Source organism: Paraburkholderia caffeinilytica (genome assembly GCF_051027425.1).
Lineage (GTDB): Bacteria > Pseudomonadota > Gammaproteobacteria > Burkholderiales > Burkholderiaceae > Paraburkholderia > Paraburkholderia caffeinilytica_A.
Genome location: NZ_CP186553.1, coordinates 3586044 through 3603493, shown reverse-complemented (window position 1 = coordinate 3603493; position 17450 = coordinate 3586044). Strand labels below are relative to the sequence as shown.

Genomic DNA, 17450 nt, shown 5'->3' with positions numbered 1-17450 from the left:
CGATGAGCGCGCATGAGAGGACCCATGCGGCGTGATTTTTGAGAGGGTCGCCATTCTAAACCATGTGCGCTAGACCGCTCTTTCTCGAAACATCGACAAAGCCTGCACCGTCTCCCGCAAGAGCGCCGTCGCCGTCTCCAATGTCGGCGCGACGTATTCGTCGATGCGCCGCAAGTACGGGCAGGTAAGCGCCGCAATCGCCTGGCCGGACGGCCCCTGGATCGGGAAGGTGACATCGGTCACGCCGAACGTCTGCTGACTGTCTTTCTGCGAAAAGCCCGCCGCGCGAATCCGCTCGCAGGATTGTTCCAGCGCATCGCGATCGATCGTGACTTCGCCCTTCACCTTGGTGTGTTCGGCGAGCATCTGTTCGCGCTGCTCGTTGCTTTGGAACGCGAGCATCACGCGGCCCGAACCCGTATCGATCAGCCCGACCCGCGACCCGAGCCGGACCGACATCCCCCACGTGCCCGGTCCATCCACCTGCGCGATCACCAGCAGATTGCCACGGTCGTACACCGCCAGATGGCATGACTGCTCGGCGGCATCGGCAAAGCGGTGCATCAGCGGCAGCGCTTCGGAGATCAGGCGGTTCATCGGCGGATGGCGATGCGCGAGCGCATACAGCTTGAGACTCAGCGAATACCGGTCGCCTGCCGCCGAGCGCACCACGTATTGCCGCGCGACCAGCCGCTCCAGCATCCGGTACATCTCGCTCGCATTGCGTCCCAGCAGTTTGGTGATTTCGGCGCGCGTCAGCCCCTCTTTCTGCTCGGCGAGCAGTTCGAGGATGTCGAGGCCCTTGTCCAGCGCGGGGGCGCGGTAACGGTCGGCGTCGTCTTTGTCTTCTGCATCCATCGTGAGCGAGGTTCCGTGTGCTTTTCTCATTATGTGGCGAGTGAGTGTACGTGGATGACGATTCTCGTGCGAGGCGGCGCCGGTCCAGGGGAAACACTGACGCATGGTGCAGTGCACATCGCTTGACTTCGAAAAGTCCGTATATGAATAATACGTTCATTGGTGAATGAACGCACACCAATACTTCATAAGAAAGCGCAGGACGAAGTGCTCGCCATGCATGGCCGGTTCACGCAGTTCAACAACGCATAAGGAGACAACCCATGACGTTCGCAAAAGGGCCGCACGCGGCTCGCCGTATGTTCCGGAGTTCGCTGTTGGCCCTCGCGGCGGCAGCGTGTGCCGCCGGCCTCGCTGTCAGCGGTGCCGCGCAAGCCGCCGACGCCGGCAAGATCGGTCTCGATCTGCCGCTGCTCACATCGCCGTTCTGGCAGTCGTACAACAACTATCTGCCCAAATACGCGAAGGACATGGGTCTGGATATCCTCGCGCCGGTCAATTCGAACGGCGACCCCGTTCAGCAGATTACCGACATGAACAACCTGCTGAACCTCAGTGCGAAAGGCATCGTGGTCGGCCCGCTGGATTCGGCGGCGATCAGCCGCGCGCTCGATGCGGCCGCGGCGAAGAACGTGCCGGTGGTGGCCGTCGACGTTGCGCCGACGCAAGGCAAGGTGGCGATGGTGGTGCGCGCAGACAACCGCGCGTATGGCGAGAAGGCGTGCAAGTACATCGGCGAGCATGTGAAGTCGGGCAAGGTTGTGCAGATCATGGGCGACCTGGCCTCCGTGAATGGGCGTGACCGCTCCGAAGCGTTCCGCTCGTGCATGAAGGGCTATCCGGGGTTGACGGTGCTGGAGATTCCGGCGGGCTGGAAGGGCGATGTCGCGGCCACCGGGCTCGATAGTCTGCTTACTGCCAATCCCGACGTGAAGGGCATCTACATGCAGGCGGGCGGCGTGTATCTGTCGCCGACGCTGCAAACCCTGCGCCGCAAACAGATGCTGTTCCCTGCCGGCAATGCGAAGCATGTCGTGATCGTCAGTAACGACGGCATTCCGCAAGAGTTCGACGCGATCCGTCGCGGCGATATCGACGCAACCGTCTCGCAGCCCGCCGACTCATACGCGAAATACGGCCTGTTCTATATCAAGGCGGCACTCGCCGGACAAACCTTCAAACCCGGTCCGACCGATCACGGCAGCAACATCATTCAGCTCGCGCCGGGCGTTCTTGAAGACCAACTGCCCGCACCGCTTGTAACGAAGGCGAATGTCGACGACAAAGCGTTGTGGGGAAACACGGTTAAATGAGCGAGCCGACGCCCTCCGTGCCGGTCGTCGAAGCGCTTGAGGTCACCAAGCGCTTCGGCTCCACGGCCGCGCTGAAAGACGTGAGCATCCGCGTGATGCCCGGCGAGTCGCATGCGCTCGTCGGGCGCAACGGCGCGGGAAAATCGACGCTGGTGTCGATCCTCACCGGCCTGCGCAAGCCCGATACCGGCGAGGTGCGTTTCAGCGGCGCGGCCGCGCCGTCGATCGCGGATCGCGACGCGTGGCGCGAGCGCGTCGCTTGCGTTTATCAGCATTCCACGATCATCCGCGATCTCTCCGTCGCGGAGAATCTGTTCATCAACCGGCAGCCGTCACGCGGCGGCGTGATCGATTGGCGCGCCATGCGCCGCGACGCGCGTGCGTTGCTCGATCACTGGAAGATCGACGTACGCGAAGATGCGCGCGCCGGCGATCTGAGCGTGGAGGCGCGGCAACTCGTGGAGATTGCACGGGCGCTGTCGTACGGCGCGCGTTTCATCATCCTCGACGAACCGACCGCGCAGCTCGACGGTGACGAGATCAAGCGTCTGTTCCGCCGCATCAGCGAGTTGCAGCGCGAAGGCGTGACGTTCCTGTTTATTTCTCATCACCTGCAGGAAGTCTACGAAATCTGCCAGGCGGTGACGGTGTTGCGCGACGCGCGGCATATCGTCAGCGCGCCGGTTTCCGCGTTGCCGCGCGAGCAACTGATCGAGGCGATGACCGGCGAGCGCGGCGGCCTCGCCGTCGCCGATGCGGCGGCGCGCGCTGCGTTGCCGGCGGATACCGTCATCGCGCTGGAAGTCGAGGATCTGGCGGGTTCCGATTACGAAGGCGTGTCGTTCACGGTGAAGCGCGGCGAAGTAGTTGGACTGACCGGCGCGACGAGTAGCGGCCGCACGAGCGTGGCTGAAGCGATTGCCGGTTTGCGCGCGGCGAAGCGCGGCGCGATCAGCGTGGATGGCGTGAAGCTGCCCCCGGGCGACGTGCCGGCTGCGCTGGCGCACGGCATCGGCTGCGTGCCGAAAGATCGCCATCACGAAGGGCTGGTGCTGACGCAATCCGTTGCCGAAAACGCCTCGATGACAATCACGCGTCTGCTCGGCAAATTCGGCATTGCGCCACCGGCGAAGAAAAATGCCTTCGGCCAGAAGATGATCGACGCGCTCGGCATCGTCGCGCAAGGTCCCGAGCACATTGTTTCGGGACTGTCGGGCGGCAATCAGCAGAAGGTCGTGATGGCGCGCGCACTCGCCACCGATCCCAATGTGCTCGTACTGATCGACCCTACGGCAGGCGTCGACGTGAAATCGAAAGAAGCGTTGCTGTCAGTCGTGGATCGCGTGCGCGAAGACGGTAAAGCCGTGCTGGTCGTGTCCGGCGAACTCGACGATCTGCGCACCTGTGACCGCGTGCTGGTCATGTTCCGTGGCCGTGTCGCGGCCGAATTTCCCGCAGGTTGGCAGGACCACGACCTGATTGCATCCGTTGAAGGAGTCAGTCTCCATGAAGAATAGTGTGCCCAGCCCTGCATTCAGCACCGCGCAAGGTCAGGCGCAGCAGCCGCAGTCCGCTGCGCCGGCGGCGCGCGGCAAACGCGCTCGCGGTGAGCTCGCGCGGCTGCGTGATCTGGCTCTGCTGCCCGCACTCGCATTGCTGCTGGTGATCGGCGCGTTTGTCAGCCCGAGCTTTCTGACGAAGGCGAATCTGATCAGCGTGCTGGGCGCCTCCGCGGCATTGGCGTTGGTCGTGCTCGCCGAATCGCTGATCGTGTTGACCGGCAAGTTCGACCTGTCGCTCGAATCGACCGTGGGCATTGCGCCCGCCGTTGGCGCGATGCTGGTGATGCCGGCGGCATCCGCGGGCTTCGGCTTGCAATGGCCGGCGGCCGTAGGCCTGCTTGCGATCGTCGTGGTCGGCGCGGTGATCGGCTTCGTCAATGGTTTCCTGGTGGTGCGTCTGCGGCTGAACGCGTTCATCGTCACGCTGGCGATGCTGATCGTGTTGCGCGGCATGCTGGTCGGTGCGACTAAAGGCGGCACGCTGTTCGATATGCCGCCGTCGTTCTTCGCGCTCGCCACCACCATCGTGCTCGGCTTGCCGTTGTCCGTGTGGCTCGCGGCGGTTGCATTCGCGATCGCTGCGTTCGTGCTGCGCTATCACCGCCTGGGCCGCGCGTTATACGCGATCGGCGGTAATCCGGAAGCCGCGCGCGCGGCGGGGATTCGTGTCGAGCGCATTACGTGGGGCGTATTCGTGCTCGGCAGCATACTGGCCTCGGTGGGCGGGCTGATCGTGACTGGCTACGTCGGCGCGATCAACGCGAACCAGGGCAACGGCATGATTTTCACGGTGTTCGCGGCGGCGGTGATCGGCGGCATTTCGCTCGACGGCGGCAAGGGCACGATGCTCGGCGCGCTCTCCGGCGTGCTGCTGCTCGGCGTCGTGCAGAACCTGCTGACGCTTGCGCAGGTGCCGTCGTTCTGGATTCAGGCGATCTATGGCGCGATCATCCTCGGCTCGCTGATGGTGGCACGGCTCGCCAGCGGCGAAGGCCAGAACTAATGCGTACCCATCACGGAGAACTCATTTGACCAGCCGTCAATTGCAAACGGTGCAAACCGATCCACGCCTGATCCTGCTCAGTCCCGCCGACAACTGCCTGATCGCGGCGGCGCGTCTCGATGCCGGCACGCAAGTCGAGATCGAAGGCGAACGCGTAACGCTCGCGAAAACCATCGACCTCGGCCACAAGATAGCGCGCCATGATCTCGCGAAAGACGACAAGGTGCTGCGTTACGGTGCGGTGATCGGGCACGTGACCGAAGCGGTGGCGCGTGGTGCGCATCTGCATACGCATAACCTCGAAAGCGACTACCTGCCCACTTATACGCACGACGCGGGCCACGAGTTCGTCCATCACTGAGTTGAGCACAATGACGTGGCCTCGCGCCGCGCTGGAATGATCATGACCGACACTTCCGTAGCATCCGCCGTCATGCAGCAGCCCATGCTGCAAGGCTATCTGCGCAGCGATGGCCGCAAGGGCATTCGCAATGTGGTTGCAGTGGCGTATCTGGTCGAGTGCGCGCATCACGTCGCGCGCGAGATCGTCACGCAGTTTCGCGAACCCCTTGATGCGTTCGACGATCCTTTGGCCGAGCGTGAGCCTCCGGTGCATCTGATCGGCTTTCCCGGCTGCTATCCGAATGGCTACGCCGAAAAGATGCTCGAGCGGCTGACCACGCATCCGAACGTGGGCGCGGTGCTGTTCGTGTCGCTCGGGTGCGAGAGCATGAACAAGCATTATCTCGTCGACGTGGTGCGTGCGAGCGGCCGTCCCGTCGAAGTGCTGACGATTCAGGAAAAAGGCGGCACGCGCAGCACGATTCAATACGGCGTCGACTGGATTCGCGACGCACGCAAGCAGCTTGCCGCGCAGCAGAAAGTACCGATGGCGCTGAGTGAACTGGTGATCGGTACGATTTGCGGCGGCTCGGACGGAACCAGCGGCATCACCGCGAATCCGGCCGTGGGCCGCGCGTTCGATCATCTGATCGACGCGGGCGCGACCTGCATCTTCGAAGAAACCGGCGAGCTGGTGGGCTGCGAATTTCACATGAAAACGCGCGCCGCAAGGCCGGAACTCGGAGACGCAATTGTCGCGTGCGTAGCGAAGGCGGCGCGCTACTACTCGATTCTTGGGCATGGCAGTTTTGCCGTCGGCAATGCGGACGGCGGCCTCACCACGCAGGAAGAGAAATCGTTAGGTGCGTATGCAAAAAGCGGCGCGTCGCCGATTGTCGGCATTATCAAACCCGGCGATGTTCCGCCGACCGGCGGCCTTTATCTGCTCGATGTCGTGCCAGATGGCGAACCGCGCTTCGGCTTTCCGAACATCAGCGACAACGCGGAAATCGGCGAACTGATCGCGTGCGGCGCGCATGTGATTCTGTTCACGACCGGACGCGGATCCGTGGTCGGCTCGGCGATTTCGCCGGTCATCAAGGTGTGCGCGAATCCCGCGACATATCGCAATCTCGCCGGCGATATGGACGTTGATGCAGGGCGCATTCTCGAAGGCCGTGGCACGCTCGACGAAGTCGGCCGCGAAGTGTTCGAGCAAACGGTCGCGGTGTCGCTCGGGGCGGCGTCGAAATCTGAAACGCTCGGTCATCAGGAGTTCATCCTGACGTACAAGACTTTTGAACCGGTGGGCCCGGCGTGTTTGCCGTCGGGTATTGCATCGCCGCATCGGGTAGTGGCGATCGAGTCGCATTGATGGCGCTATGCGCAATTCCCGGTGGCAGGCAATCCGTTAGCGCTGCGGGCAAATCTTGCCCCAGCGTGGTAAAAATACAAATGGGATCGGAGTAAGGGCTATGCATGGGATCGGAGTAATCGCGCTAAAGCGCGAACTCTGATCGACAGCTAAAGCGCCAACTCTGGTCGACAGCTTTGCATGGGATCGGAGTAAGTGCTAAAGCACTAACTCCGATCGACAGCTATGCATGGGACCAGAGTAAGCGCTAAAGCGCTAACTCTGGTCGACAAGGAGACGTGGTCCATGGCGGCAAAGATCGGTTCGAAGATCGAACAGCGGCGCAGCATCGGCCGCCGCGCATTGAAGGTATCCGGATTGGGGCTCGGTACGGCACCGCTGGGCGGCCTGTATCGCGATCTGTCCGACGAAGAGGCGCACGCGACCATCGCCGCTGCGTGGGACGCCGGCGTGCGTTTTTTCGACACCGCGCCGCACTACGGTCACACGAAAGCTGAACACCGTCTGGGCGACGCGTTGCGCGGCTACCCGCGCAGTGAATACGTGCTGTCCACCAAAGTCGGACGCCGCTTCGTACCGCGCACCACACCCTACGACGGCAGCGAAGGCTGGCAAGACCCGCTGCCGTTCCAGGCGATCTACGACTACACGCACGACGGCATTCTGCGTTCGTTCGAAGACAGCCAGCAACGTCTCGGCATCGTCGATATCGACATTCTGCTGGTGCACGATATCGGCGTTGTAACGCATGGTGACAAGAACGCCCATTACTGGCGGCAACTTACCGAAGGTGGCGGCTTTCGTGCGCTCGACGATCTGCGCTCGTCGGGCGCGGTCAAGGCGGTCGGGCTCGGCGTTAATGAAGGTGCGGCAATACTCGACGTGATGGCAGAATTCGATATCGATTGCGCGTTGCTTGCCGGCCGTTATACGCTCCTCGAACAGACCACTCTCGACGACCTTTTGCCGGCATGCGAAACGCGTGGCGTCAGTATCCTGTTAGGGGGCGCGTTCAATTCGGGCATTCTGGCGCGCGGCGTCGAAGGCGATCTGAAGTTTAATTATGGCGACGCGCCCGCGGAAATCATCGAGCGCGTCGCGCGGCTGGAAGCGGTGTGCCGGGTACATGGCGTGCCGCTTGCCGCCGCAGCCTTGCAGTTTCCGTATGCGCATCCGGCGGTCGCAACCGTGTTGACCGGCGCGCGCAGTGCCAATGAATTGCGCGAGAACGCCGCGTCGTTCGAGCAGCCGATCCCCGCGGATCTGTGGTCCGCGTTGCGTGACAAAGGTTTGCTCGACAGCCGCGCGCCCGCGCCGGAGGATTGATTTGACGATGCATATCGACGCCCACCAGCACTACTGGGACCCCGCTCGCGGCGACTACGAGTGGCTTACGCCGGAACTGAAAATCCTGTACCGGCCATTCGGTCCCGCCGATCTCAAACCCTTGCGTGAAGCAGCGGGCATCGAGCGGACGGTGGTGGTGCAGGCGGCGCCGACCATCGACGAAACACGTTATTTGCTGGACATCGCGCGCAAAGAGCCGTCGATTGCGGGCGTGGTGGGCTGGGTGCCGTTGCTGTTGCCGAATGCGCCCGCCGTTATCGACGCTTTCGCGCATGAGCCCAAATTCAAGGGCGTACGGCCGATGTTGCAGGATCTGCCCGACGACACATGGATTGCGAATCCGGACCTCGCACCCGCGATCGAGGCGCTGATTGCGCACGACCTCGCGTTCGACGCGTTGATTTACGCGCGGCACGTCGAGCCTTTCGAAACGTTCGCGACGCGTTTCCCCGCGCTGCGCATCGTCGTCGATCATGGCGCGAAGCCGCAGATCCGCTACGGTCGCGCGGGTTGGCAATCATGGGCCGACGCAATCACGCGGCTCGCAAAGTTACCGCAAGTGCATTGCAAGCTGTCGGGACTCATCACAGAAGCGTCGCCTGGCTGGAACGAGGAAACGCTGCAACCGTATGTCGAGCATCTGCTGGAGTCATTCGGCCCGGCACGTTTGATGTGGGGCAGCGACTGGCCGGTTCTCGATCTGAACGGCGACTATCTGCTCTGGCACTCGGTGGCGAACACCTTGCTCGCATCTTTGACCGACAACGAGCGTGAAGCGGTTTTCGGCGGCAACGCCACGGCGTTTTATCGACTTTGATGTGACGAACACGCGTTACGAAGACAAGAGAAGCCCATTCAACTGGAGTCGTAGATGACACAAAGACTGGCCGGCAAGACGGCCCTGATCACCGCGGCAGGACAAGGCATTGGCCTTGCCACGGCGGAACTGTTCGCGCGCGAAGGCGCGCGCGTGATCGCCACCGATATCCGCATCGACGGACTCGCCGGCAAGCCGGTCGAAGCGCGCAAGCTCGACGTGCGCGATAACGCGGCGATCAAGGCGCTGGCCGCCGAACTCGGCCCGATCGACGTGCTGTTCAACTGCGCCGGCTTCGTGCACGCCGGCAATATTCTCGAATGCAGCGAAGAAGATTGGGACTTCGCCTTCGATCTCAACGCGAAGGCCATGTACCGCATGATCCGCGCGTTTTTGCCCGCCATGCTGGAGAAGGGGGGCGGGTCGATCATCAACATGTCGTCGGCGGCGTCGAGCGTGAAGGGCGTGCCGAACCGCTTTGCCTATAGTGCGTCGAAAGCTGCGGTGATCGGGTTGACCAAGTCCGTTGCCGCGGACTTCATCACGCGTGGTGTACGCTGTAACGCGATCTGCCCGGGCACGGTGCATTCGCCTTCGCTCGAACAGCGGATCGTCGAGCAGGCCAAGGCGCAAGGCGCGACGCTCGAGGCCGTGCAGGCGGCCTTTGTCGCGCGTCAGCCGATGGGCCGCATCGGCAAGCCGGAAGAGATCGCCGCGTTGGCGCTGTATCTCGCGTCTGACGAGTCGTCGTTTACCACCGGTCACGCGCATGTGATCGACGGTGGCTGGTCGAACTGACGCGCACTGAACAACGCTGAAACACGCACCGAATATCACTGAACATCACTGAACGTAAAGGGACGTGCAACGATGAAACTGCTTCGTTATGGGCCGAAAGGCCAGGAAAAACCAGGTTTGCTCGACGCGCAAGGCAAGATTCGCGATCTGTCGAAGGTGGTGGGCGATATCGACGGCGCCGCGCTGAGCGACGAAAGTCTCGCCAAACTGCGCGCGCTCGATCCGGCTTCGCTGCCGTTGGTCGAAGGCAATCCGCGTGTGGGACCGTGCGTCGGCAAGATCGGCAAGTTCATTTGCATCGGGCTCAACTATGCGGACCATGCGGCTGAATCGAATCTGCCGGTGCCGGCGGAACCGGTGATTTTCAACAAGTGGACGAGCGCCATCAGCGGCCCGAACGACGACGTCGAAATTCCGCGCGGCTCGAAGAAGACCGACTGGGAAGTCGAACTCGGCGTGGTGATCGGCAAGCCCGCGAAATATATCGACGAAGCCAACGCGCTCGACTACGTCGCCGGTTACTGCGTGATCAACGACGTGTCGGAACGCGAATGGCAGATCGAACGCGGCGGCACATGGGACAAGGGCAAGGGCTTCGACACGTTCGGCCCGATCGGCCCGTGGGTCGTCACGCGCGATGAAGTCACCGATCCGCAGAACCTGAGCCTGTGGCTCGAAGTGGACGGCCACCGCTATCAGAACGGCAGCACGAAGACCATGGTGTTCGGCGTCGCGAAGCTGGTGTCGTATGTGTCGCAGTGCATGAGCCTGCAACCGGGCGATGTGATTTCGACCGGCACGCCGCCGGGCGTCGGCATGGGTGTGAAGCCGAATCCGGTGTTCCTGAAACCGGGTCAGACGATACGTCTCGGTATCGAAGGTCTCGGCGAGCAGAAGCAGACAACTTACGCGGCGGAGTGATTCGCTCGCCGCCGAGTTGAAGTGTGCTGTCGATAAAAAGGCCGTTCCTGCATTGAGCAGGAACGGCCTTTTTTATGGATCCGCACGCGGGTGTCCCGTCGCGTTCATGCGTGTTGAGTTGAAACGGCCTCGCAAACCGTGCAGCCGATTGATCGACGTTCACCCCGCCGGTTCGTGCTCGCCGTTCTCGCTGATGCGATTGATCGTGCCTTGTGCAACAGCGACGAGCTTTTCGCGGCCGCCGTCCATCACATACACGTTGCATTGGCAGGTCGCCTGAAGCCGGCCCGCGTAGACGACTTTTGCCCGCGCGATCAGCGTGCCGTTCACCACCGGCCGCAGATAGTTGATCTTGTACTCGCCGGTCACGACCCTCGGACCCAGCGACAGCGCGCCGGCGAACGTCAGCGCATTGTCGGCAAGGTAACTGATGACGCCACCGTGCACGAAGCCATGTTGTTGCCGCAGCTCGTCGCGGATCGGCAGACATAGCGTCAGTTCGTCAGTGCCTGTGTGCATCAGCTCGGCGCCTAGCAGCATGCTGAACGGCTGGGCATGCAGTGCGCCGCGCGCCCGGTCGAGGAGGTCGGTCATCGTGAATCCTTCGGGTGTGGCCCGCAGTGGCATCTGCACGGGCGTGCGTTGTGCAGTCCCTACCCACTCTAGGAAGCGCCAACGCACGGCGTCAAGGTGAATCGGAAATATCTGCGCGCCATTGTTGTGCGGAATGGCTCGAATAGGGGAGTTGGCCGATGAAAAGGGGACATAAGACGATTTTTGGCGACATTGATCTCAAGCAAAGTTCGGCCTTGCCGTTAACCCTGACGTAGGTCCCGTCATTCTTTGCTTTCAGGTGTTCACGATGTTCAGCAAGATCAAGGTCGCATCCGGCCTGTTGTGTGTTCTGGCCGCATTCTGCGTTTTCCAGCTTGTCACGGTGGGCTTGGGGTTCTGGTCCCTCACGCGCACGCACGACGATGTTGGCGATCTGTCGAGCATCGCCCTGAAGCAGGTGGACGCGGTCAATGAAACGACCCAGCGTCTGATGGATGCGCGCATCAACCTGTCACGCGCCGGTACGCGCATGGTGCGCGGCGGTGCTGAGCCGACCGACATCGTGCAGCACGCTCGCGAACAGCTGACCGCCGCCGATCAATCGTTCGGCGCGTTCATGAGCGTGCCGAAGACCAGCGACGAAAATAGCGCGCGCGCCGCCGCGCTCGCCGAGCGCTACAAAAAGCTGCACGACGCGCTCTCGGAGTTGGTGCAGTTTCTCGACTCGAACAATATCCAGGCCTTTCTCGACCAGCCGACCCAGTCGTTCCAGGACGCCTATCTCGCCGAGTCGCGCAACTTCGTGCAATTCGGCGACGCCGCGAGCCGTGCGTCGCTCGATTCGATCGATGCCCGCATGGCCATGTTCCGTGGCGTCAGCATTGCGATCCTGCTGGTCCTGGTGGTGGGCACCTTCGGGGTGTACGCCGCGCTGCGCCGGGGCGTGGTAGCGCCGCTGGAAGAAGCCGGCCGTCACTTCGACCGCATTGCGCAGGGGCGCCTCGACCAGCCGATCGCCGCGCGCGGCACGAATGAAATCGGACGCCTGTTCTCGGGGCTCGCGAAAATGCAGGCCAGCGTGGCGCGCACCGTGCAAACCGTGCGCGAATCCGCCGATTCGATTCACCTCGGCGCCAATGAAATCGCCACCGGCAACGCCGATTTGTCGGCTCGCACCGAAAACCAGGCGGCGTCGCTCGAAGAAACCGCGTCGAGCATGGAAGAATTGACCGCCACGGTGCGCCAGAACGCCGATCACGCCCGTGAAGCCAATGCGCTCGCCGAATCGGCTCTCGAGGCGACGTCGCGCGGCAGCGAGGTGGTCAACGAGGTGGTCGACAAGATGCACGGCATCGCGCAAAGCTCGGACAAGATCGCCGAGATCATTTCGGTGATCGACGGTATCGCGTTCCAGACCAATATCCTTGCGCTGAACGCGGCCGTCGAAGCGGCGCGCGCGGGCGAGCAGGGCCGCGGCTTTGCCGTGGTGGCGGGCGAGGTGCGTGGCCTGGCCCAGCGCAGCGCGCAGTCGGCGAAGGAAATCAAGACGCTGATCAGCGAGTCGGTTGCGGAGATTCAGGGCGGTTCATCGCTGGTTGAGCATGCCGGCGAAGCGATGAGAAACGTCTCCACGTCGATCTCGCGGGTCACGCAGATGATGGCGGAAATCAGCGCGTCGTCGCTCGAGCAGAGCACGGGTATCGAGCAGGTCAACCAGGCGGTGGTGCAGATGGACGAGATGACGCAGCAGAACGCGGCGCTCGTCGAGGAAGCAGCCGCAGCGGCAGCTTCACTGCATCAGCAGACGCAACAATTGAAGGAAGCCGTTTCCGTATTCGAAATTTCTGAAACTGTGTTGCGGATGCAACAAATGGACGAGATGCGCGGGCAAACGGCGGAGTTTGCGCTGCCGGGAATGCGGGCAATTTGAAACGCACGGACGCCCCAAAAGAGGGCATCTACAAAAGAAAATGGCCCGCCGAAGCGGGCCATTTTGCATCAGACGCAAGCGCCTAAGCGTGCCTCAAAGTACCTGAAGGTACTTAGGCCGGCTGGATGTTCGCAGCTTGCTTGCCCTTCGGGCCTTGCTTGACTTCGAACGTCACTTTCTGGTTTTCCTGCAGGGACTTGAAGCCGCTGCCTTGAACTTCCGAAAAGTGTGCAAACAGGTCTTCGCCGCCGTCGTCCGGGGTGATGAAGCCAAAGCCCTTTGCATCGTTAAACCACTTCACAGTACCTGTTGCCATTTTTAATCCAGTAAATGTTGTGTGTTGCATTCGCGACCGCTATTTCTCAACACGAGATCGAGCGCGAAGTACGAGTTGTATCACGTCTTTATGATGGACGCCAATCAACAAGTATTCGGGTATTCCCCTGATTGGGCCCTTTTGGGGCTCGGAAGCATTTTGCAGGGACGTCCGAGCCGGTAGGGTAAACTGGTTGTATTACTCTTCCAGGAAAAACATTGACACATTATTTGCAAGAAGAACTCACCTCGTTCTGGAGTCGTTTGACCCCCTATCTCGCGATATTGGAGTCGAAATCCCCTCAAGAAGGCGCCCCGGATCCGGTCGGCCGTATCACGGTCGATACCGAAGATCACCAGGCTTTCGCCCTTCACACTACCGATAAAAAGCCGCACGGCGACGCATCGGATACCCCCACCGGACAAAGCGCGACCTACACGCGATTCAAGACTGCCGACGCCGATTGGGGACCCTGGCAACGCGAAGTGTATTGATTGACCGCCCAGTCGGCTTTTAACGCCGAGTCTGGCAAGACGGCGGCCGGCGCTTAGCCCGGCAACGCGTCATAGGCGGTCGCGAGATGATAGGGCGTGGTCGACGGCATGTCGGCGCGCGCCACTTCACCGGCCGCCGTTTTGCATTCGAACCAGCCTTGCGGACGCAGAAAGCGTTGCTGGAAAAGCGCGATTTGCCGCGGCAGCGCGGCAAGCGCAGTCGGGTCGCTATGGCTCGCCAGTGCGCGCAGATATTCCGTCTGAGCCCAGATCCGCTGGGTGGCGTCCTTGATTCCGCCGGTTTCGTCGAGCGAGGCGCACACGCCGCCCGTTTGCGGATCCACGCCATATTGCTGCGCGAAGCTGAACGCGCGCGTCAGCGATTCGTCGAGACCCGTGGCTTCGAACAACGCACCCGCCTGCTTGACCAGCCAGAACCACTCGAACTGGTGCCCCGGTTCCAGACGGTTGTCGTCCGCGCCAATCGGCAACTCGGCGATGCAGCCGGTCGGCGCGTGCACGAAGTGATGCGCGACAGCGCCGGCAAGGCGGCGCAGCGCGGCGTCGAAGGCGTTGTCGCGCGTGGCTTGACGGGCGGCCAGCCAGGCTTCCGTCAGGTGCATCAGGGGATTCTGGATCGGCGTGCCGGTCACGCTGGCGAAGTCCGCCGTGAGCGCGGCGTTGAACAGATCGCCGCCGGCCGCGAAGTGCGACTGAATCAGTGCCGACGTGCGATGCACGACGTCCAGCGCGTCGCGGTTGCCGGAACGGCCGGCATATTCCGCACAGGCGAATATCACGAACGCATGCGTGTACAGATCTTTGGTGGTGTCGAGCGGTGCGCCTTGCGCATCCACGCTATAGAACCATCCGCCGTGGCGGGTGTCCTGAAAGGTGTGCAGCAGCGAATCGAACAGTACCTGGGCATGCGCTGCATCGCCTGCTTGCGAGAACACGAACAATTGTCGCGCGCATGCCATGGCCCGGTAGCGCTCCGCAGGCATCGGCGCGGGGCCCTCGGCGCTGACCGCTTCGTACGGCAGCTTCAATGCGGTGTTGAAACCGGGCCCGCGCCACAGCGGCAGCACCACGCGAGTGAAATGGTTACGCAGTGTGGCGGCGAGCGTGATCGTCGAAGCGGGAGAAGGGGTCATGCTCGGCATAGTTCGGTTGGTCAAACGGGTCATTCGAAGCGCTGCGGAATCTGGCGCTCGTCGCGGCGCGGTTGTTGTCGATCGTGGTGTGCAGGCGATCGCGGATGCTGATGGGCCCGCAACGGGACGGTTCGGAAACAGCATGACGACCGTCCTGGCAACCCGCGCGGCGGCGTGCGGCCAAGCTTAAAGCAAACGGCTGCCGTTGGCACTCCATCACAGGTGCGGAACACCCTTCAAATAATTTCAGATAAGGAGGAAAAACAATGTTGGGGAACCTCGAACTCATTTCCCGTCTGATGCTGGCCGCGGCGCTCGGCAGCGTCATCGGCTTCGAGCGCGAACGGCTTTCGTGGGCTGCGGGGTTACGCACGCACATGCTGGTCTGCGTCGGGTCGGCGCTCATCATGATTGTCTCGGCCTATGGTTTTGCCGAAGTGTTGACAGGCGACCACGTTGTGCTCGATCCGTCGCGGATGGCCGCGCAGGTGGTCTCCGGCATCGGCTTTCTCGGCGCGGGCTCGATTCTGCTGCGTGGTGAAATCGTGCGCGGGCTGACGACGGCGGCCAGCCTCTGGTCGGTCGCGGCGATCGGGCTGGCGGTCGGCGGTGGGCTGTACACGGCGTCGATCGCCGCGACCATCATCATTCTGATCATCCTCGCCGGGATCAAGCCGCTCGAGCGCCGTTTCATCACCGTGAAGCAACGGCGTCAACTGACGATGATCGTCGAGCGCGGCGCCATGACGTTTCATTCGCTGCACGACGAACTCGGCGCCGCGAGCCCGCGCGTCAAGCAATTCGTGATGCAGCAAAGCGACGACGCGCCGGAGTGCGATGAAGTGGTGATCACGTTGCATCGCGTGTCGAATACCGAATATGAGGCGATCTGCGCACGCCTGCGTCAGTTGCACGGCGTCAGGCAGTTCCGGCAGGACGAGGCGTCGTCTTAAAAACGGAAAAACGTCGCCGAATGGCTTCGGCAGGGGCGGGCGGCCATGCGACAATGCGGTCTCGAAAAATTCCAATGGCATTGACGAGCGGTGCTCGGCGCCCGCTTTCCGGCGACGACCGCTTTTTTCTCTATGGCAGATTCCGCAGCATCCACGCAGTCCCGGTCTCAGCGCAGCGCTTCGAAGAAGCGGCGCCAGGCCACCGTCTCGACCGAAACTGAAAACAAGCTGGCGCGCGCCGCGCGCTCGGCACAACGTCTCGCGCAATTGAGCGATGCCTCACGCGACGACAGCACGCTCGACCTGTTCCCCGACGACCCCACTCGCGCCACGCTGGAAGCGATGAATATCGACATCCGGCAAGGCACGCTGCATGGCTTTGAATTACCCGATGTCGTGCTGGCAGCAGTTGGCGCGATCGACCCTGACGGCGTGTCTCCGGACGCGAAGGCGGCGCGGCGCATGCCTCGCGCCGCGAAATCCGACGAACCGGCGCCGATGAATGCGCAATTGAGCGGGTTGGAAACGGAGGCCGTGGAGGCGAAGGTACCGCGTGTTGACGAGCTGGCGTTCGACGATGCGAAGGCGGCAGCAGAGGCACCGACTGACGAGAAGCCGGCGGCATCGGCACGTGACGCGGCCACGCCCCTCACGTCCGCGATGGCCGCGGCTACCGTGGCGCGCAGCGTGACCGCGCTGCGCCAGGCGGCTGAGCCGGCCGTAACGACGACCGATACAGCGGCTGAATCGACTTCGGGTGGCGCCAGGCCGCCTGTGCCGCCGCAGCGCTTTGCGGCGACCTTTGCCAAGGCGGCGACGGCCTCGCGGGAAGCGGCCGGCGCTGAGGCTACGAATGCGGGAGCGGGGGGCGCTTTGGCCTCGTCATTGTCTTCGTCGGAATCCGCGTCTGAGTCCGAATCCGGTGCGGTGGACGCTACGCCCGAGCCGGCCGTCAAGGTGCCGGGCAATGCATCTGCATCCGCGCCGGGATTCGCATCCGGGCAGGCCAAGGTCGCGTTCGCTGCGCCCTCGTTCCGGGAAGCCCAACGCGCCGAAGCTGCCGCGGCAGCGCTGCGTGCCGCGCCCGAACTCGACCGTGCACGCGCGACGGCCTTTGCCGACACCGTCGACGCCCTCTATGGCGTAATCGCCGACCAACGCCTCGCCGCGACCGACCATTCACGGCGCATGAAATGGATGCTGTCGATCGTGGTGGGCGCGTTGCTGGTGACGGTCGCGATCGGCATCACGCAGACAGTGCTTCTGATGCGCCTGACGCGTGAAACCACCGCCCAGCAGCACCGTATCGAACAGTTGATGCAGAACCAGCAGGCCGCGATGACCAGCTTGCTCGACACTCACATGGCGATGGCCAACGCAGCCGCTGCTGCTTCTGGCGTAGCTGCAACCGCGGCGGCGCAGCCAGCCGCGGCCACACCCGCACCCGCTCATAGCAAGCGCGGCGCGCGAGCACAGCACGCGTACAAGCCGAAAGTAGCCAACTCGCATTGATCTTCAGCGACCACCGCGCCGGCGTCAGCCGGCCGTGGCGGCTCGCTTCGTTCGCGCAAACGGCTCGCGCATACTTCCGCTTCGTCCTCACCGCGCTTTCGTTCCCGCTTCCCAGGATAGGTGCCGTAAGGCATCGTCCGCCTGCGGATCCGTCGCAAGCCAAATCTTACGTTTTACACTCTTGTTGCTGTTGCGAAGCC

General features: G+C 62.7%; 17 protein-coding genes. 13 read left to right on the top strand and 4 right to left on the bottom strand.

All coding sequences use genetic code 11. The annotated features are described in order from the left end of the window. Positions 1–69: 69 nt before the first annotated feature. Positions 70–858, bottom strand: a complete 789-nt coding sequence (locus ACOSV0_RS36485; RefSeq protein WP_434112894.1) for an IclR family transcriptional regulator — start codon at positions 856–858, stop codon at positions 70–72. Between the two features lie 263 nt (positions 859–1121). Here ACOSV0_RS36485 and ACOSV0_RS36480 point away from each other — a divergent pair, with 263 nt between their 5' ends. From ACOSV0_RS36480 to ACOSV0_RS36440, 9 genes are all read left to right on the top strand, one after another. Then, positions 1122–2171 (top strand): sugar ABC transporter substrate-binding protein, encoded by a 1050-nt coding sequence (locus ACOSV0_RS36480; RefSeq protein ID WP_434112893.1) that lies wholly within the window; start codon positions 1122–1124, stop codon positions 2169–2171. Beyond that, on the top strand, positions 2168–3688 hold the full coding sequence (locus ACOSV0_RS36475) for a sugar ABC transporter ATP-binding protein (RefSeq protein ID WP_434112892.1): 1521 nt from the start codon (positions 2168–2170) through the stop codon (positions 3686–3688). The genes ACOSV0_RS36480 and ACOSV0_RS36475 overlap by 4 nt, the downstream gene beginning before the upstream one ends. Further along, entirely contained in the window at positions 3678–4736 is a 1059-nt protein-coding gene (locus ACOSV0_RS36470) for an ABC transporter permease (RefSeq protein ID WP_434112890.1), read from the top strand. The genes ACOSV0_RS36475 and ACOSV0_RS36470 overlap by 11 nt, the downstream gene beginning before the upstream one ends. Positions 4737–4761: 25 nt before the next feature. After that, positions 4762–5097 carry a UxaA family hydrolase gene (locus ACOSV0_RS36465; RefSeq protein WP_434112888.1) on the top strand — a complete coding sequence of 112 codons (336 nt, stop codon included), beginning with the start codon at positions 4762–4764 and terminating at the stop codon, positions 5095–5097. A 42-nt stretch (positions 5098–5139) separates the two neighbouring features. Next, the gene (locus ACOSV0_RS36460; RefSeq protein WP_434112886.1) at positions 5140–6453 is read left to right on the top strand and encodes a UxaA family hydrolase; all 1314 of its coding nucleotides are present in this window, start codon (positions 5140–5142) and stop codon (positions 6451–6453) included. 285 nt (positions 6454–6738) lie between these two features. Beyond that, positions 6739–7779 carry an aldo/keto reductase gene (locus tag ACOSV0_RS36455; RefSeq protein WP_434112884.1) on the top strand — a complete coding sequence of 347 codons (1041 nt, stop codon included), beginning with the start codon at positions 6739–6741 and terminating at the stop codon, positions 7777–7779. A 7-nt stretch (positions 7780–7786) separates the two neighbouring features. Further along, positions 7787–8617, top strand: coding sequence for an amidohydrolase family protein (locus ACOSV0_RS36450; RefSeq protein WP_434112882.1), 831 nt, complete (start codon positions 7787–7789; stop codon positions 8615–8617). A gap of 54 nt (positions 8618–8671) precedes the next feature. Beyond that, positions 8672–9415, top strand: coding sequence for an SDR family oxidoreductase (locus ACOSV0_RS36445; protein WP_434112880.1), 744 nt, complete (start codon positions 8672–8674; stop codon positions 9413–9415). Between the two features lie 72 nt (positions 9416–9487). Then, a complete protein-coding gene (locus ACOSV0_RS36440; protein WP_434112879.1) occupies positions 9488–10336 on the top strand; it encodes an ureidoglycolate lyase in 849 nt (282 codons plus the stop codon). A 159-nt stretch (positions 10337–10495) separates the two neighbouring features. On the opposite strand, the gene ACOSV0_RS36435 is transcribed toward ACOSV0_RS36440, so the two are convergent. Further along, positions 10496–10930, bottom strand: coding sequence for a PaaI family thioesterase (locus tag ACOSV0_RS36435; RefSeq protein ID WP_325043782.1), 435 nt, complete (start codon positions 10928–10930; stop codon positions 10496–10498). A 268-nt stretch (positions 10931–11198) separates the two neighbouring features. Here ACOSV0_RS36435 and ACOSV0_RS36430 point away from each other — a divergent pair, with 268 nt between their 5' ends. After that, entirely contained in the window at positions 11199–12821 is a 1623-nt protein-coding gene (locus tag ACOSV0_RS36430; RefSeq protein WP_434112876.1) for a methyl-accepting chemotaxis protein, read from the top strand. A 112-nt stretch (positions 12822–12933) separates the two neighbouring features. Here the strand turns inward: ACOSV0_RS36430 and ACOSV0_RS36425 are convergent, their stop codons facing one another. Then, the gene (locus ACOSV0_RS36425) at positions 12934–13137 is read right to left on the bottom strand and encodes a cold-shock protein (RefSeq protein ID WP_007178724.1); all 204 of its coding nucleotides are present in this window, start codon (positions 13135–13137) and stop codon (positions 12934–12936) included. 218 nt (positions 13138–13355) lie between these two features. On the opposite strand from ACOSV0_RS36425, the gene ACOSV0_RS36420 reads away from it, so the two are divergent. Then, a complete protein-coding gene (locus ACOSV0_RS36420; protein ID WP_434112873.1) occupies positions 13356–13631 on the top strand; it encodes a hypothetical protein in 276 nt (91 codons plus the stop codon). Between the two features lie 53 nt (positions 13632–13684). Here the strand turns inward: ACOSV0_RS36420 and ACOSV0_RS36415 are convergent, their stop codons facing one another. Further along, positions 13685–14794 (bottom strand): AGE family epimerase/isomerase, encoded by a 1110-nt coding sequence (locus ACOSV0_RS36415; RefSeq protein WP_434112872.1) that lies wholly within the window; start codon positions 14792–14794, stop codon positions 13685–13687. A gap of 257 nt (positions 14795–15051) precedes the next feature. Between ACOSV0_RS36415 and ACOSV0_RS36410 the strand changes: the two genes are divergently transcribed. Both ACOSV0_RS36410 and ACOSV0_RS36405 read left to right on the top strand, forming a co-directional pair. Further along, positions 15052–15738, top strand: coding sequence for an MgtC/SapB family protein (locus ACOSV0_RS36410; protein ID WP_434112871.1), 687 nt, complete (start codon positions 15052–15054; stop codon positions 15736–15738). A 132-nt stretch (positions 15739–15870) separates the two neighbouring features. After that, a complete protein-coding gene (locus ACOSV0_RS36405) occupies positions 15871–17250 on the top strand; it encodes a hypothetical protein (protein ID WP_434112869.1) in 1380 nt (459 codons plus the stop codon). Positions 17251–17450 lie beyond the last annotated feature (200 nt).

Excerpts from the sequence above, each read along its gene's own strand:
- ACOSV0_RS36485 (WP_434112894.1), bottom strand. The coding sequence starts at position 858 with ATGGATGCAGAAGACAAAGACGACGCCGACCGTTACCGCGCCCCCGCG.
- ACOSV0_RS36480 (WP_434112893.1), top strand. The coding sequence starts at position 1,122 with ATGACGTTCGCAAAAGGGCCGCACGCGGCTCGCCGTATGTTCCGGAGT.
- ACOSV0_RS36475 (WP_434112892.1), top strand. The coding sequence starts at position 2,168 with ATGAGCGAGCCGACGCCCTCCGTGCCGGTCGTCGAAGCGCTTGAGGTC.
- ACOSV0_RS36470 (WP_434112890.1), top strand. The coding sequence starts at position 3,678 with ATGAAGAATAGTGTGCCCAGCCCTGCATTCAGCACCGCGCAAGGTCAG.
- ACOSV0_RS36460 (WP_434112886.1), top strand. The coding sequence starts at position 5,140 with ATGACCGACACTTCCGTAGCATCCGCCGTCATGCAGCAGCCCATGCTG.
- ACOSV0_RS36455 (WP_434112884.1), top strand. The coding sequence starts at position 6,739 with ATGGCGGCAAAGATCGGTTCGAAGATCGAACAGCGGCGCAGCATCGGC.
- ACOSV0_RS36450 (WP_434112882.1), top strand. The coding sequence starts at position 7,787 with ATGCATATCGACGCCCACCAGCACTACTGGGACCCCGCTCGCGGCGAC.
- ACOSV0_RS36445 (WP_434112880.1), top strand. The coding sequence starts at position 8,672 with ATGACACAAAGACTGGCCGGCAAGACGGCCCTGATCACCGCGGCAGGA.
- ACOSV0_RS36440 (WP_434112879.1), top strand. The coding sequence starts at position 9,488 with ATGAAACTGCTTCGTTATGGGCCGAAAGGCCAGGAAAAACCAGGTTTG.
- ACOSV0_RS36435 (WP_325043782.1), bottom strand. The coding sequence starts at position 10,930 with ATGACCGACCTCCTCGACCGGGCGCGCGGCGCACTGCATGCCCAGCCG.
- ACOSV0_RS36430 (WP_434112876.1), top strand. The coding sequence starts at position 11,199 with ATGTTCAGCAAGATCAAGGTCGCATCCGGCCTGTTGTGTGTTCTGGCC.
- ACOSV0_RS36425 (WP_007178724.1), bottom strand. The coding sequence starts at position 13,137 with ATGGCAACAGGTACTGTGAAGTGGTTTAACGATGCAAAGGGCTTTGGC.
- ACOSV0_RS36415 (WP_434112872.1), bottom strand. The coding sequence starts at position 14,794 with ATGCCGAGCATGACCCCTTCTCCCGCTTCGACGATCACGCTCGCCGCC.
- ACOSV0_RS36410 (WP_434112871.1), top strand. The coding sequence starts at position 15,052 with ATGTTGGGGAACCTCGAACTCATTTCCCGTCTGATGCTGGCCGCGGCG.
- ACOSV0_RS36405 (WP_434112869.1), top strand. The coding sequence starts at position 15,871 with ATGGCAGATTCCGCAGCATCCACGCAGTCCCGGTCTCAGCGCAGCGCT.